Origin of the sequence: Methylocystis sp. SC2, assembly GCF_000304315.1 — a bacterium.
Taxonomy (GTDB): domain Bacteria; phylum Pseudomonadota; class Alphaproteobacteria; order Rhizobiales; family Beijerinckiaceae; genus Methylocystis.
The window spans coordinates 1758406-1773307 of the sequence record NC_018485.1 but is presented as its reverse complement, the minus strand read 5'-3'; the positions used below and the strand labels follow the sequence as shown (position 1 = coordinate 1773307).

General features: G+C 66.0%; 12 protein-coding genes. 6 read left to right on the top strand and 6 right to left on the bottom strand.

Features of this window, described 5'->3' with window-relative positions; all coding sequences use genetic code 11:
* The first annotated feature begins 33 nt into the window (after positions 1-33).
* Together BN69_RS08615 and BN69_RS08610 are read left to right on the top strand one after the other, a co-directional pair.
* The gene (locus tag BN69_RS08615; protein ID WP_014891201.1) at positions 34-1218 is read left to right on the top strand and encodes a hypothetical protein; all 1185 of its coding nucleotides are present in this window, start codon (positions 34-36) and stop codon (positions 1216-1218) included.
* A 45-nt stretch (positions 1219-1263) separates the two neighbouring features.
* Positions 1264-2079 carry a creatininase family protein gene (locus tag BN69_RS08610; RefSeq protein WP_014891200.1) on the top strand — a complete coding sequence of 272 codons (816 nt, stop codon included), beginning with the start codon at positions 1264-1266 and terminating at the stop codon, positions 2077-2079.
* Between the two features lie 3 nt (positions 2080-2082).
* Here BN69_RS08610 and BN69_RS08605 read toward each other — a convergent pair whose 3' ends face one another.
* Positions 2083-3651: an OpgD/OpgG family glucan biosynthesis protein gene (locus tag BN69_RS08605; RefSeq protein WP_014891199.1), complete on the bottom strand. Its 1569-nt coding sequence runs from the start codon at positions 3649-3651 to the stop codon at positions 2083-2085.
* Positions 3652-4302: 651 nt separating this feature from the next.
* Here BN69_RS08605 and BN69_RS08600 point away from each other — a divergent pair.
* Together BN69_RS08600 and BN69_RS08595 are read left to right on the top strand one after the other, a co-directional pair.
* Positions 4303-5448 carry a type III PLP-dependent enzyme gene (locus BN69_RS08600; RefSeq protein WP_014891198.1) on the top strand — a complete coding sequence of 382 codons (1146 nt, stop codon included), beginning with the start codon at positions 4303-4305 and terminating at the stop codon, positions 5446-5448.
* A gap of 266 nt (positions 5449-5714) precedes the next feature.
* The gene (locus BN69_RS08595) at positions 5715-6329 is read left to right on the top strand and encodes a GNAT family N-acetyltransferase (protein ID WP_014891197.1); all 615 of its coding nucleotides are present in this window, start codon (positions 5715-5717) and stop codon (positions 6327-6329) included.
* A 47-nt stretch (positions 6330-6376) separates the two neighbouring features.
* Here the strand turns inward: BN69_RS08595 and BN69_RS08590 are convergent, their stop codons facing one another.
* The 4 genes from BN69_RS08590 to BN69_RS08575 form a co-directional block, all read right to left on the bottom strand.
* A complete protein-coding gene (locus BN69_RS08590; RefSeq protein WP_014891196.1) occupies positions 6377-6988 on the bottom strand; it encodes a phosphatase PAP2 family protein in 612 nt (203 codons plus the stop codon).
* A 109-nt stretch (positions 6989-7097) separates the two neighbouring features.
* Positions 7098-7616 (bottom strand): hypothetical protein, encoded by a 519-nt coding sequence (locus BN69_RS08585; RefSeq protein ID WP_014891195.1) that lies wholly within the window; start codon positions 7614-7616, stop codon positions 7098-7100.
* A 64-nt stretch (positions 7617-7680) separates the two neighbouring features.
* Positions 7681-9498, bottom strand: coding sequence for an aminopeptidase P family protein (locus tag BN69_RS08580; RefSeq protein ID WP_014891194.1), 1818 nt, complete (start codon positions 9496-9498; stop codon positions 7681-7683).
* A 104-nt stretch (positions 9499-9602) separates the two neighbouring features.
* Complete coding sequence (locus tag BN69_RS08575) at positions 9603-10505, bottom strand: 50S ribosomal protein L11 methyltransferase (protein WP_014891193.1); 903 nt, start codon at positions 10503-10505, stop codon at positions 9603-9605.
* A 102-nt stretch (positions 10506-10607) separates the two neighbouring features.
* Between BN69_RS08575 and BN69_RS08570 the strand changes: the two genes are divergently transcribed.
* Together BN69_RS08570 and BN69_RS08565 are read left to right on the top strand one after the other, a co-directional pair.
* On the top strand, positions 10608-11588 hold the full coding sequence (locus tag BN69_RS08570) for a hypothetical protein (RefSeq protein WP_014891192.1): 981 nt from the start codon (positions 10608-10610) through the stop codon (positions 11586-11588).
* Between the two features lie 188 nt (positions 11589-11776).
* Positions 11777-12595 carry a hypothetical protein gene (locus BN69_RS08565; RefSeq protein ID WP_014891191.1) on the top strand — a complete coding sequence of 273 codons (819 nt, stop codon included), beginning with the start codon at positions 11777-11779 and terminating at the stop codon, positions 12593-12595.
* Here BN69_RS08565 and BN69_RS08560 read toward each other — a convergent pair.
* Positions 12547-14799, bottom strand: coding sequence for a coiled-coil domain-containing protein (locus tag BN69_RS08560; protein WP_014891190.1), 2253 nt, complete (start codon positions 14797-14799; stop codon positions 12547-12549). The genes BN69_RS08565 and BN69_RS08560 overlap by 49 nt on opposite strands.
* Positions 14800-14902: the final 103 nt, after the last annotated feature.

Below are 14902 nucleotides of genomic sequence, written 5' to 3'. Positions count from 1 at the left end.
CGCGAACCTAGCGCCAACCATCGGAAGGGGTGCATGAGCCAATCCGCCGCGAGCCCGCGCATCGCCGACGATCCGCTCAGCGAATTCTCGCTTCTCGGCGGCCCCCTTCACCGGCTCGGAGGGCGGCTCGGCCTCGTCCGTGCGGGGCCGAACACGCTGCCCCTGGGGATCGCGCTGGGAGTGATCCCCTGGATCGTCCTCGTCGCCCTGGCGGCGCTGGAGGGCGATCGCGGAAAGTTCTTTTCGCTCTCCGTCATCGGCGGGCACGTTCGATTACTGGCGGTGATTCCGCTGCTGTTTTTTTGCGAAACCACGTTTGATCGGCAAGCGAGGGAGTTTCTCTCGACCCTTCTGCGTTCCGGCGTGGCGTCGAGAACGTCCCTTCCCGCCTTGCAGGCTGAAGTCCGAAGCCTCGCCCGCTGGAGCAATTCCTGGATCCCGGATGCGACCTCGCTCGCCGCGACAGTGCTGATGTTTCTGTTCGCGGCGCAGCTTCATCTGTCCGGAAAGACCGCGTCGCCCGAATCGGGCCGAGCCTTGGCGCTCATGCCGCTTGCGGGCTTGTGGTACTGGATGGTCTGTCTGCCGCTCTTTCGCTTTCTGGCGTTTCGTTGGGTTTGGCGGCTTGCGTTCTGGTGGCGCTTCCTGTGGCGCTTGGCGCGCATGGAGCTTCGCCTGACGCCGACGCATCCCGACGGCGCAGGGGGCCTCGGATATCTCGAAGTCGTCCAAACCCATTTGGCGCCTCTGGCGTTCGCCATCTCGCTGCTCGTCGCCGCCGGTTTCGCCGAGGAAATGTCGGCGGGCGCGTCTTTTGACCCGATCTATCTGGCGACGGCCATGATGGTGATCATCGACATCGCGCTGTTTCTCGTTCCGCCGTGCTTCTTCGCCTTCAAGCTGATGGAATGCAGAGAACGGGGACTGCGCGACTATACGGTGCTCGCCGCGCGATACGTCGAGGACTTCGAGCGCAAATGGCTTGGCGAAGCGTCTCATGACAGAGAGCCTTTGCTGGGGACGCCGGACCTGCAATCGCTTGCCGATCTCGGCAATAGCGTCGGCGTTGTGCGCAATATGCGCCTGGCGCCTGTCAGCATTCGCCTGCTGGCGATCATTCTCGTCGCGGCGCTGCTGCCGATGCCGCCGCTCTTCTTGTTCAAATATCCTGTCGCCGAGATGGCGCAAAAGCTGTTCATGAAACTGACGGGGCTTTAATACGCCGCGCGCCCGTCAGCATTCCCCTTCGCAAGGAACGTGCTTATGCTGCGCGCTATGCTGCCGTCGCCCTTCTGGTCGGAACTCTCGCTGCGCGACATGCGCGCGCATGACATGTCGCGCGTCATCGCCGTTCTGCCGATCGCTGCGGTGGAGCAGCACGGGCCGCATCTGCCGCTCGGGGTTGACGCGATGATCATGGAAGGATGCATCGATCAGGTCGCGGCGCGGCTGCCCGAAGATCTCGAAGCCGTCTTTCTGCCGATTCAGAGCATCGGCGTGTCCACCGAGCACCGCGACTTTCCCGGCACGCTGACGCTGACAAACGGGACCGCGTCGCGCCTCCTCGCAGAGATCGCCGAGAGCGTCCTGCGCGCCGGCGTGAGAAAGCTGGTGCTCCTCAATTCGCATGGCGGCAATTCGGCGCTCCTCTCGCAGACGGCGCTCGATCTGCGCGCCCGTTTCGGCGCGCTGGCGGTCACCGTCTCCTGGGCGCGTTTCGGCTATCCGGACGGACTGTTCTCTGCGGCGGAACTGCGCCACGGGATTCATGGCGGCGAAATCGAAACGTCGCTCATGCTCGCGTTCCGGCCGGACATCGTCGACATGGCGCGCGCCAAAAACTTCCCGCCGGCGACGCTCGACTTCGAGCGCGATTTCGCCTGGCTGCGCGCCGACCGCCCCGCCGGCTTCGGTTGGATGGCGCAGGACCTCTCGCCTGCGGGCGCCATGGGCGACGCGTCGAAAGCGAGCGCCGAGAAGGGCGAAGCGGTGGCGGATTATTGGGCGACGGCCTTCGTTGAATTGTTGCGCGACGTCGAGGCGTTCGACCTGACCCGGCTCAAGAGCATGGACGACTGAGCGTCACGCCGCCGGCGCCGTCCACGGATAGGTCCAGGTCTCGGTCAGCGTGCGCCCCTGCGTCCGCAGAAACAATCGAAGATCGGCGGTCTGCCCCGGTTGCGCCGAAACGTCGAAGAGCGCCCGCAGTCCGCCGATATGCGCATTGGCGGCGACGCTGGCGCGCAGCACGCGCCCGGCGCTCGTCGTCGCCACCGCTTCGACCTGGCCCGGATCGGCGACGTAATAGGCGAGATCGCCGCCGGCGAAATCGACGATGAACCGATGCGCGTCGGGATCGTAAGGCTCGGCCGAGCCAAGCGCGCGCGCCGGCGCCTCGAAGGTGTTGACGACCATGCCGTTGGGGGCGAGCTGCGGCATGTCGAGCCCGGCGGTGATACGATAGGCGTATATGAAGGGCGCGCCGGGCTCAGGCGACTTTGCCGGCGTCCAGCTCGCGACGATATTGTCGTTGGTTTCGTCGCGCGTCGGCAGTTCGAGGAGTTCGACGCGGCCCTCGCCCCAGTCGCCCACAGGTTCGACGAAATAGCTCGGGCGGTGTTCATAGGCGAGGTCAAGATCCTGATAGGATTCGAACGTCCTGTCGCGCTGCAGCAGCCCGAAGCCGCGATTATTGTTGTCGAGAAAGGACGAGATCCGCGCGCGGGGAGGATTGGCGAGCGGGCGCCAGAGCCATTCGCCGGCGCCGGTATGGATCGAGAGCCCGTCGGAATCGTGCAATTCGGTGCGAAAGCCGTCGCGCACGTCCCGATCGTTTTCGCCGGTCAGATACATCGAGGTGAGCGGCGCGAGGCCGAGCTTCATCCCCGCGCGCCGCGGGAAAAGCGTCGCCTGAATTTCGAGCGCGCTCTCCTGTCCAGCGAAGAGATCGAATCTGAAGGCGCCCGTCGCAGCCTCGCCGTCGAGCAGCGCATAGAGCGTCGCGCGATTGCTGCCCCTCTCCGGCGTTTCGATCCAGAATTCACGGAAAAACGGAAAGCTCTCGCGCTCGGAGCCGGTCTCGACGCAAAGCGCTCGCGCGGAAAGCCCATATTTCTGATCGCGGCCGAGAAAGCGGAAATAGCTCGCGCCAAGGAAGGAAATGACCTCGTCGTGAATATGCGGGTCGTTGAGCGGAAAATGCAGGCGGAAGCCGGCGAAGCCGGTGTTGACCGGGGGAGCCTTTTCGATCTTGAGGCGGCCATAGTCGAAGAGCGCCGGCGAATAGGGAATCGGCGTCGCGATGCCGTCGCGGATCATATTCACCGTCATCGGGCGACGGTAGAGAAAGCCGAGATGGAACGTCTCCAGCCGGAAGCCGCCGTCCGCGCCCGCGAAAATATCATGCTCGCGCTTGAAGCGAATCCCCCGCCATGTGTCGAAGTCCAAAGCGTCGAAGGGATCGGGCAGACGCGGGGGAACCGTGGTGTCGAAGGGCGCCAGCGCGAGGTCGTGCGCCCGCTGCACCACGTTCTCAAAGCCGAACCGCGGCTTGGGAACGTCGGAGGCCGCCAGCGCCGGGTCTTTGAGCGCAAATTGCGCGCCTATTGCAGAGAGCGCCCCGGCGAATTGGCGCCGTGTTATTCGCGTCATTCCCCCGTCCGAACCAAGGTCCTGCCTTCGCTAATTGACTGCTGCTCTCTAGCCCCATCGTCTCGCGCGCGCAAGAAGCTGGCGGCTCAAGGCCGGCGCGCGACCAACATGCATCACCCGCCGAAAAAATAATCGCGTGGCGCAAAAACCGCTTGTCTCAGCGGCAAAAGCGCGTATCTAAGTCCTTGCCCAAATCGCACGTGCCTGTGGTCGTGTGTCGGTAGGCGGGGATCCGGACAAGAGGCCGGTCAACCGCCAGCGTAAAACCGGCAGCCGGAGGCGAACCGGCGAACTCCGTCTCTGCGGAGGATCGCGACTTAAAGCAACGACGGACCGGGCTTTTTCGTCTCTGTCGACCCTCCAAAGGTCGGCGTACCGAAGAGGCTTGTCTTTCTTGCCGGGCGTGCGGATCGGGATTCTCCCCTTCCAATCGATGGCTGTACCCGCGGAAGCGCGCGCGCTCAGGCGTGCATCATTTCGCATCGGTCCAGTCAACGGCGCATCAACCAGCCGTGTGAGCGCTTGCGCTCGCGCGGCCTTGGACAGCTAAACCCAACGTTCGTCGCGTCTCCATCGCGCGCGGGCGAACGGAGCGGCATGTCCGTTGACGCTCAACGATCTGGGCGCGGTTCGCCGCGCAAGGGGGCCACAATGACCGACCGCATCCTCGAATTCCTCGCCGAGCGCCGACGCAACGGGCGCGACAACGGACCTTGCCTCGTCGTCGATCTCGACGTCGTGCGCGAAAACTATGTCGGATTCGCCAAGGCGTTGCCGGACACGCGCGTCTTCTATGCGGTGAAAGCCAATCCGGCGCCGGAAGTGCTCTCGCTGCTCGCCTCGCTCGGCTCGTGCTTCGACACGGCGTCGGTCGTCGAGATCGAGCAGGTCATCGCCGCCGGCGCGACGCCCGACCGCATCAGCTTCGGCAATACGATCAAGAAGGAGCGTGACGTCGCGCGCGCATTTGCGCTCGGCGTGCGGCTCTTCGCGGTCGACTGCGAGGCGGAAGTCGAGAAGATCGCGCGCGCCGCGCCTGGCTCGAAAGTCTTCTGCCGCATTCTCTGCGACGGCTCTGGCGCCGAATGGCCTCTGTCGCGCAAGTTCGGCTGCGTCCCCGAAATGGCGACGGGCGTGCTGGAACATGCGCATCGCCTCGGCCTCAACGCCTATGGCGTGTCGTTCCATGTCGGCTCGCAGCAGACGAATCCGCGCATGTGGGACGCCGCGCTGAAGTCGGCGGCGGAGATCTTCCGCGAACTGGCGGAGCGCGGAATCAATCTGCAGATGGTCAATCTCGGCGGCGGCTTTCCGACGAAATACCTAAAGAACGTGCCGGCGGTGAAGCAATATGGCGCCGCCATCTTCCGCGCGCTCTCGAAGCATTTCGGCAACCGCATTCCGGAGACGATCATCGAGCCGGGCCGCGGCATGGTCGGCAACGCCGGGCTGATCGAAGCGGAAGTCGTGCTGATCTCGAAGAAGTCGGAGGAGGACAGCGAGATTCGCTGGGTCTATCTCGACATCGGCAAGTTCAACGGCCTCGCCGAGACCACCGATGAGATGATCCGCTATCCGATCCGCACGCCGGCGGACGGCGCGCCGACGAGTCCCTGCGTCGTCGCGGGTCCGAGCTGCGACAGCGTCGACGTGCTCTACGAGAAGCAGCCCTATCAGCTGCCGGTCTCGCTCGAGATCGGCGCGAAAGTGCTGATCGAAGGAACCGGGGCCTATACGACGACCTATTCGGCCGTGGGCTTCAACGGTTTCCCGCCGCTCGAGACGCATGTGATCTGAGTCGGCGCTCACCGTCTCCCGATCAAACCGGGCGTTCCCGGTTTGCGCAGACAGCGCTGAAGTCGGCGACAGCCGACTTCAGTTCGGGAAGGGTGTCACGCGGAACGCGTGACGGGTGAGAGCCCTCATCCGACCCTCGCTGACGCGAGGGCCGCCTTCTCCCGCAAGCGGGAGAAGAATTCGCCTCACACTCCTGTCAGTCCCGTTCGGCGGGCGCGTTATGCGCCAGGCGCGAGGGTCGCTTGTCCTTCTTAAGGGAGGAAAAGATGGCCTTTCTTGCTCACCACGACTTGGACGCCGGACCGCGCGCCGCGAGGCGCGCCCGCTCCGCCATGTCCCATGCGCGCCTGGAGGCGGGTCCCTTCACGCTCGCCGAAGAAACGCTCGCCGATGTCGGGGCGCGCGAAGCCTTGCTCGACGACGCCTTCGGTCCCGCGCGGTTCTTGAAGACCTGCCAGCGGCTGCGCGACGGCTCGGCGCCCGCGCCGGGTCTTGCGCTGGTCGCGACCGATGGCGTCGGCGCGCTGATCGGCACGCTGCGGCTGTGGCCGGTGCTCGCCGGCGGGCGTGCGGCGCTGCTGCTGGGTCCGCTCGCCGTCGCGGCGCAGGCGCGTTCGCTCGGCGTCGGCGGCGCGCTGATTCGCGAGTCGCTCGCGCGCGCGGCCGACCTCGGCCATCGCGCCGTGCTGCTTGTGGGGGATGAACCCTATTACCGGCGCTTCGGCTTCGAGCGGCGATTCACCGAGCGGCTGACCATGCCGGGCCCGGTCGAGCGCGCGCGCTTTCTTGGCTTGGAGCTTTTCGACGGCGCGCTATGCGATGCGCAGGGGCGCGTCATTCCCGCGACGACGCCTGCGCTCGACTTGCCGCAGGCGGCTTAGGGCGCTTCCCGATCACAGGAACATGTGATCGATAAGGAATCGCACGCTCACCAATAGGCGAGAACGCCGCTCGCGAGCGGGTAGGAGAGGCCGGCGCCAAGCGCCACGCCGGCCGCGACGTCGCTCGGATAGTGATGCGCCGTCGCGATTCGCGACCAGGCCATCGACAGCAGAAGCAGGCCGGCCGATAGCGTCGTCGCCGGCCAGGCGATGACGATGGGCGCGAGCACGCCGGTGAGCGTCATGGCGTGGCCGCTTGGAAAGGAGTGATCGTCGAGCGTCTTCAACAGCGACGGCAGCCGCGCGTCGACTTGGAACGGACGCCTGCGGCCGAAGCGGCGCTTGATGATCGGATAGAGCAAATGCAGCAGCGCGGCGTTCGCGCCGGCGAGCGCCGCGACATGCAGTCCTTGCCAGCCGAGGCCGATAAGGACGATGGGCGCGAGGATGAGGTAGATCCAGCCATTGCCTAGCTTGCTGATGGCGACGGCGAGGAATCTGCCGATCGCGGAGCGCGCCGTTCGAGAGAAGAGATGAACCGCCGCGAGGTCAAGTTCGAAGAGACGTTGGCCCCAAGTGGCGGCGACGCCGATGTCTGCTTGCGGCTTTGCTGACGCGTCTCGCGTCAGCTTCGCCAGCTGGTCCGATGTGAACGCCATGACGCAACGCTACGCGACGGACGCTGCGGTTTCGCGACGCGGAGGCTGCGTTTACGTGACGTTGGGATAGAGGTTGCGTGACGTTTATGTGATGTTTGCGTGACGACTGCTAGGCCGGCGCGTGTTTCGCGAAGGCGCTGCGAAAGACGGCGTCGAAGGCGTCGGCGTCGACGTCGATCGTTTCGATCTCCACGCCGTCTTCGGCGACGCCGGAAAAGCGATATTGCGGGTCTGAAAACTCGAGACCTTCGTCGTCTTCGACGCTTTCGTAAGGCAGCGCGATCTCGACCATGAGCTGTCGCTTCAGCGACAGCGCCCGGCCGACCACCGCGTCGATGCGGCCGTCATCGCTGCTGAAATAGCCGTCGAGGATGATCATGCAGACGTCGGCGTTCGGCGCCTCGTCCTCCAGCCATTGCAGCGCAGCCTCGACGCTTTCGGCGATATCGATCCTGCCGGCCTCGCTCACGACGAATTGTTGCGGCTGGTCGACGCCGGAGTCCGACCGCGCCACGCCGAAGGGCGTCAGCATGCGTCCGCGCGCCAGCGTCGTGACGGCTTTCGCGAAGGCCTCGCCGGCCAACGCTGCGATGGGTTCGTTCCGAGTCGATTCTGCGCCAGTGCTCATCACATTTTCCTCCGAGCGAGCGGAGTTCTGAGGATCAACAGATCAACGTCACCCGTTTCGACATTCATGATATCGGCGCCGTTGCTTCGCGCAGCCATTGACGCGTCTTCGCGTCCACCAGCGGCGACAGGACCTTGCGCACAAGGGCGTGATAGGCGTTCAGCCAGCCGATTTCCTCCGGCGCCAGCAATTTCGGCTCGACGCAATTGCGATCGAAAGGCGCAAGCGTGATGGTCTCGAAACCATACATCTCGCGTTCGGCGCCTTTGATCTCGCGCTTCTCGACGATGACGAGATTTTCGAGCCTGATTCCATATTCGCCGGCGCGGTAATAGCCGGGCTCGTTCGAGAGGATCATGCCCGGCTGCAGGGGCGTCGTTCCGAGCTTCGCGATGCGCTGCGGCCCCTCATGCACCGAGAGGTAAGCGCCGACGCCATGGCCCGTCCCATGATCGAAGTCGAGCCCCGCCTCCCACAGCGCGCGCCGCGCGAAGGCGTCAAGCTGCGCGCCGGAGACGCCTTTGGGAAAGACGGCGCGGGCGATGGCAATATGGCCCTTGAGGACGCGGGTGAAATGTTCGCGCAATTGTTTCGACGCCGGACCGACGACCACGGTGCGCGTCACGTCGGTCGTGCCGTCGAGATATTGCGCGCCGGAATCGACGAGATAGACGCCGCGACCGATCTTGAGATTGCTCGTTTCCGTCACCCGATAATGCGGGATCGCCGCATGTGCGCCGAAAGCCGAGATCGTCGGGAAGGAGATGTCGCGCAGGTCGCCGTTTTCGCGGCGAAAGGTTTCGAGCGCTTCCGCCGCGGAGATTTCGGTGAGCCGGCCCTTTGGCGCGGTGTCGGAAAACCACGCGAGGAATCGCGTCAGCGCCGCGCCGTCGCGAACATGCGCGGCGCGCGCGCCTTCGAGCTCCCTTTCATTCTTGATTGCTTTCGGCAGCGTCGCCGGATCGTCGGCGAGACGCGGCTTGCCGCCCGCCGCGCGCAAGGCTTCGACAAGCTTCGCCGGCGCCGTCGCGGCATCGAAGAGAATCGTCGCGCCGCGCTTGCCGGACTGCACGAGATCTTCGACGAGGTCTTCAGGCGCCTTCAGGGTCAGATATTTTTCGAGCGCCGCGCGCACCTTCGGCGCGAGCTTCGCATCGTCGACGTAGAGCGCAGGCGCGCCGTCCTTGGGCAGCAGCGCGAAGCACAGCGCGATCGGCGTATGCGCCACATCGGCGCCGCGAATGTTGAACGCCCAGCAGATCGCATGCGGATCGGACATCAACGCCGCGTCCGCATCCTTTAGCGCCGCGCGCAGCTTCTTGATCTTGGCGCCGGCGCTCTCGCCGGCGTAACGCGCCGGATGAATCGCCACCGCGCCCGTCGGCTCGGCCGGCCGGTCAAGCCAAAGCGCGTCGATCGGATTGGCGTCGAGCGGAACGAGTTCGATCTGCTTTTCCGCGAGAGTTTTGGCGAATCGTTCGATCTGCGCGCTGGTGTGCACCCAAGGGTCATAGCCGATGCGCGCGCCTTCGCGCGCATGTCCGCTGAGCCAGGCGGCGGGCGTCGTTTCCGCGATGTCGAGCGGCTTGAAAAGCTTCGCGTCGATCTCGCCGCGCACCTGAATGACATAGCGGCCGTCGACGAAGAGCGCGGCCTCCTTCTCCAGCACGACGGCGAAGCCGGCCGATCCGGTGAAGCCTGTCAGCCAGGCGAGGCGCTCCGCGCATTTGGGCACATATTCGTTTTGATGGACGTCGGCGCGCGGAACGAGAAAGCCGTCGAGTCCTTGCCGTTTCAGCTCAGTGCGCAGCGCCTCGAGGCGCGCCGCGCTGTCGCCGCGCACGGCGTCGTCGACGAATGTTTGGAATTTTGCTTCGAACATACGCACAAACTATGCACGTCGCGCGTCATGGGCAATGCTTCGCGCGTCGGCTTCCCCCTCCCTGTCCCTCCCCCGCTTCGCGGGAGAGGGTTGGGGAGGGGGCGCTAACCGCGCCCGCCGCGCTTCAACACCAGAGTCGCCCAGCCGTCGATGTCGCCCCGCTCGGCGAGAAAAAACCCCTGGGCGCGATAGGCGTCGAGCACGCCCCGCACGTCGCGCGCCAGCAGTCCCGAAAGCACCAGCGCCGCGTCAGCCGCCGCGGCGCCGGCGATCTGCGGCGCGAGCAGGCGCAGAGGCTTCGCCAGAATGTTGGCGAAGATCAGATCATATCGGCCTTGCAGCGACGGGTGGCGGAGCCCGGTCGCGACGACCGGGCGAACATCGGCGCCGGCGCCATTGGCGCGGGCGTTGGCCGAGGCTGTCGCCACGGCGACGGGATCGATATCGCCGCAGGCGACGCGCTGGTGAAAGAGCCGCGCGGCGGCGATCGCGAGAACGCCGGTGCCGGTTCCGACATCGAGAATGCGGCGCGGGCGCCGGCGCTTGGCGATTCTCTCGAGCGCCTTGAGGCAGCCGAGCGTCGTGCCGTGATGGCCGGTGCCGAAGGCGAGCGCCGCCTCGATCTCGACGCCGATGTCGTTCGCGCGCCGCCGGCCGCGATCATGCGCGCCATGCACCAGCACGCGGCCGGCGCGGACCGGGGCCAATCCGGCGAGCGCGTTCTCCACCCAGTCCTGCTCGGCGACGGTCGAAAAGCGCGCCGCCCGCGCCGTCTCGGCGTCGGCGGCGGCCTCGATCAGGGCGAGGATCTGCGCTTCGTCGGGCGCGGTCGCGAAATAGATCTCGACGGACCATTGGGGGCCGTCGTCCAGCTCGAAGGCGGCGGCGGCGGTCTCTGTCGGCTCGAAGGTTTCGACGATCAGGTCGGCGACGGCGCGGGCGCGTTTTTCGTCGCAATCGAGGCGCAGCATGTGGCTGGCGTTATTCGGGGGAAGGCCTTCAAGCATGAGCGCGCTTACCACGGCCGGGGCGCGCGCGTCACCTTTCGCCAGGCGCCATCGGTCTGTATTGTCGCGCTGGAGGCTGGCTCCAACGAGTTGAAGGCGTGAATGACCGAAAGACTTTCGATTTGTCTGATCGGCCCGAAGAAGGGCGGCAAGTCGTCGCTGCTCGCCTCGCTCGTCGACTGCGTCGCGCAAAGCGCCTTTGGCTATTCGCCGCGCCTGCGCCCGGCGCTGCAGCCCATCACCGAGGCGGAATTCTACGCCGAGAGCGCTGAGCCGAAAAAACCCAACCTGCTGTCGGTCGAACAGGGCGACTATGAGCGGCTGCGGCGCGAATTCGCCGAGGGCGGCCTCGCCACCGACACGCTCGACACCTATGAATATCGCTTCCGCCTGACGATCAACGGCGAAGCCCCGCCGGCGGCGGTGCTACGGGGTCCCTGGCTTCTGGAGATCATCGATTCGGCGGGCGAGATCGCCGTGCCGCCGGACGGCGCCGAGGTCGCCATCCTCAATGATGTCAAAGCCAAGCTCGCCCGGCAGATGCTTGAGGCGGAGGCGATCGTGATCGTGCTGCCGCTGGTGCGGCTCGAGGATTCCGGCTGGTCCGGCAATCTCGCGCGCCTTATCGACCGGCTGGCGCTGGCGCCTGAGAAAAAGCTCAAGCGGCTCGTCGTCGTGTTCTCGCAATATGAGCGCTTGTTCGCGCGCCTCGGGCCGAGCGCCTTCACCTACGCCTGCGATCCGGCGGTGGCGCTGCACGCCCTGCGCAAATCGCTGCGCGCCGTGCAATGGCTGGATCGGCTGCGGGCGCTGGAGTCGCCGAACGGCGGCGGCGCATCGGTGCGCTTCACGGTTTGCTCGGCCTATGGCTTCGTCAAGCGCTTCCAGAATCCCAACATCGATCCGCATCAGCCCGGCGAGCGCCGGTTTCGTCGCGCGGGCCTCGAAGGCTCCCGCGCCTATAATGAATATTGGCGGCCGTTTCTCACCGCCGAGCCGTTTCTTTACGCCGCGCTTGGCCTCGACAGCGCCTTCACCTTCTCCTATGCGCAGCTCGACGCGCGCATCGAGGAGATCGCCTAAAGCGCTTCCCGATCACATGGAACCACGTGATCCATAGGAATCGCTCAGATCAAAAGTTGCAGCAGGTCCTCATCGAAAAAGTCCCTCAACTTTTTCGGGACCTGCTCTAAAGCGAATTTACGTCAATTCTTGCTTAAGGCTCTGCGCCTAGGGTGATCGCGCGGATTTCCCGCGCGAAAGGACGCGCGATGCGCTTAGCTGCGCCGAATGGCGACGAAACGGCCGAGATTTCTCTCGAACGGCTGCACTACGGGAAGCTCGCTTTTGGCGCGACGCTGCGCGTGCCGGCCACCGCGGGCTATGGCGTGACCTTGCGCAGCTGCAATCTGCAGCCCGCCGACGACCGGCTGCTTTCGCCGCCGCGTCTGATGGCGCTTCGCCGCTTCGAGCCTGAGCTCGTCGATCCGGCTTCTCGACGACGCGGCTCCTTCATCGCGCGGGTCGCCCCGGAGCCGAATTCTCGCCGCGCGATTTTTCTGCGCGCGCGTTTCCGGCCCGAAGACGGCGAAAGCGGCCACGGTCGCCTCTATCAGCAGAGCGCCGTGTGGAGCGCGAGCGCCGCGGACTGGCGCCAACATCCGGCGGCGCTCCTCGCCATGGCGGACGCCGAGCTCGACGCCCGGCCGGATCTCGTGACCGAAGACGAGGCGACGCGCTACAACGCCGCGCCGGCGCGTTACCTCGTTCGCTTCATCGATCCGCGGGACGTCTGGAGCGCGCTCGAGGACGCGCTGAAGCAAACGCGCTGGGCGACGCCAACGCTCGAATTTCTGGCGCGCGGCGCCGAAACGGGCCAGGACGCGACGCTGACCTTTGGCGCCGACGATTTTGCGAGCGAAAGTGAGTTTCTCGGCGCTGTCGGCCTGGCGCTGCAGTTTTTGCCGGCGAGCTATCCGCGCTGGCGCGAGATCAGCGTCGTTTCCGGTCTGCTGCACGCGCCGCAGGGTCTTTGCCTGCGCTACCTTCCGTCGCTGCGCGCCGCGCGCGCAACCCCTGTCGCCGCCTGAACCCTAATTTGGCGAACGCCCCATTGGTCCGGTTCGGCGATCAGGTAGCGCTCGAGCGCGCCGGAGCGCCGCCGTGGAAGGTTCGCGGCGGCGTCCGAGTAATAGGCGCGCGGGCCGCTGACGACGCCGCCGTCGGCGGCGTAATGCAAGGCGCGGGCGGCGCGCGGCTTCAGCGCCGCGAAGAGCCGCGCCTCGATCTGCCCGACGGTGACGTTGTCGACGAGATAGGCCCCCTTGCGGTCGACGTGGGCGATTTCGTCGCGCACGAGCCGATTGAGAATGGCGACGATATTGTCATGCACATTCGGCGGCAGCGCCGACATCGCTTCCGCGTCGGGGTCGATCTCGCTCATGTCGCCGTGAACCGGCCGCGCCGCGCGCAGGACGGCTTTCATCGCGCGGATGTCGACGGGCTGCTCCTCGTCGTCGGAGAGATCGATCGGCGCGGCGAACTGACGCCGCTCGCGCGCCTCATAGCCGCGTTTGAAAATCTCCGACAGGAATTTCATGATGAACAGAAAGGCGTCCTGCGCCATCGCGACGCCGATCGCCATCGTCGAATCGGGGGTGAAGCTCCAGAAGGCTTCGCGCGCCAGTTCGAATTTATTGCGTTCGGAACTGTGCGTGCGCAAATAGGCGTCGCTTTTTTTCAAAAGCTCGCGCACCTCGTCATCTGACAGCCCGGCCGCTTTGCCCGAGACGACGCAGGCGTCAATGAGGGTTTTGGCGTCGTTGAAGCCGTTTGCCGCGGCGCCCCTGTCCGACGCCGGCGCCGCGCGGATCTTGGCGACGATCGCTGAGAGTTCGTCGCGCAGCCCGGCTTCGAGCCCACATTTTTTATCGAAAGCCGCGCGCGCGGCGATCGTTTCGTCGCGCGCCGAGAGCAGATCGCGCGCCTCTCCCTGCGGTTCGCAGGTGAAGTCGCGCGGCACGCTTGCCGGCAGCGCGTTTGATTGCCGCGCCGCCGCGAGAATCGGTTCGCATAGGGGCTTCGCGTCGCGCACCGCGCGCCACGTCGGCTCCAGGCGCAGCTGGTCGCGCAGCGCGGCGAGGTCGCGCAACGTCGCGTCGAGATCGAGCGCGGCTTCGCCCTTCGGCATCGGCCGGCCGGAAGCGGCGCTCGCGGTCTCGGCCTTCTGTTTCAGCGTGATCGTCTGGGCGTTGAGCGCGTCGCGCCGCTTCGCCGCGTTGGCGCGTTCGTTCGTTGGACCGGCGAGCGTCTGCCTGAGCGCCGACACGCGTCGCATCGCTTCGGCGGCTTTCTCCCGATGCCCGCGGCAATTGGGGCCGCAGGTCGCGCCCAGCCCGTCGAGTCCATGCGCGGCGTCGACGGCGAGCTGTTCTTCCTGACGCGCCGTGGCGGCCATCGAGGTCATCTCGTCCTGCTTCGCTTTGATGATGACGTCGAGTTCGGCGATGCTGCGCTCGAGCGCCTCGATCTCGCGTCGCGCATCCTCGAGCTGACGCATCGCCGCCTGCGCGCTTTCCATTTCCAGCGCGGCCTGGCTCGCGGCCTGCGCGATCACCGCCTGCTGCGCCTCCTGCCGCTTGCGAATGGCGTCGCGCAGCGCCGGCCCGGCCTGCCGCGCGGTGTCGATGAGGCCGTCGATCGAATCGAGATAGGCCTTGTAGCTGGGCGTCGCGGCGATGCGCGCGGACGCCGCTTCGTAAGCGGCGGCGATGTCTTTCGTCGCCGGCAGCAGGACTTCCGTCGCAAGCTCCATCGGCGCCAGCTCGGCGACGATCTTGCGCGAGGAGAGCTTGAAGATGTTGTTGTAGTAGTAGGTGAAAGAAAAAAAGGCGGAGATCGAGAAGACGAAGGCGAAGACCAGCGCCGTCACGCCGGTCTTGATGATCATGCGTTCGCGGGCCATCCGCCGCCGCGCGATGAGCGCCGCCAGATCGACGCCGAGCGACCAGGATGTCGCGGCCAGCATGGTGAGGACGGCGGTCGTGGCGATCAGCGTGCCCGCGATCCCGATCACGTCTCCGGGCTCCCGCTGCATGATGTCGATCATGCCGGACGAGGTTGTGTAGAAGACCCAGCCCAGAACGGGCAGGGCGGCGGCCATCCCGACGCGGCCGAGGTTGAGATCGCCGCTCCACAGGCGGGCGAGCGGCGAAATCAGAGCGTCGAAAATTCCGAAGCGCCGCCGCGGGGCCGAGGCGTCGGGGATGCGCGCCTGCTGCGCGGAGGCGGTCATGGCGCGGACGCTCTCGACGCTGGAACCAGCCGGCTGCGCATGTCCGCTCCCTTAGAAAAGCAATGTCTCGTTTGTGACGTTGCCGGCGAATTGAGCCGGATTT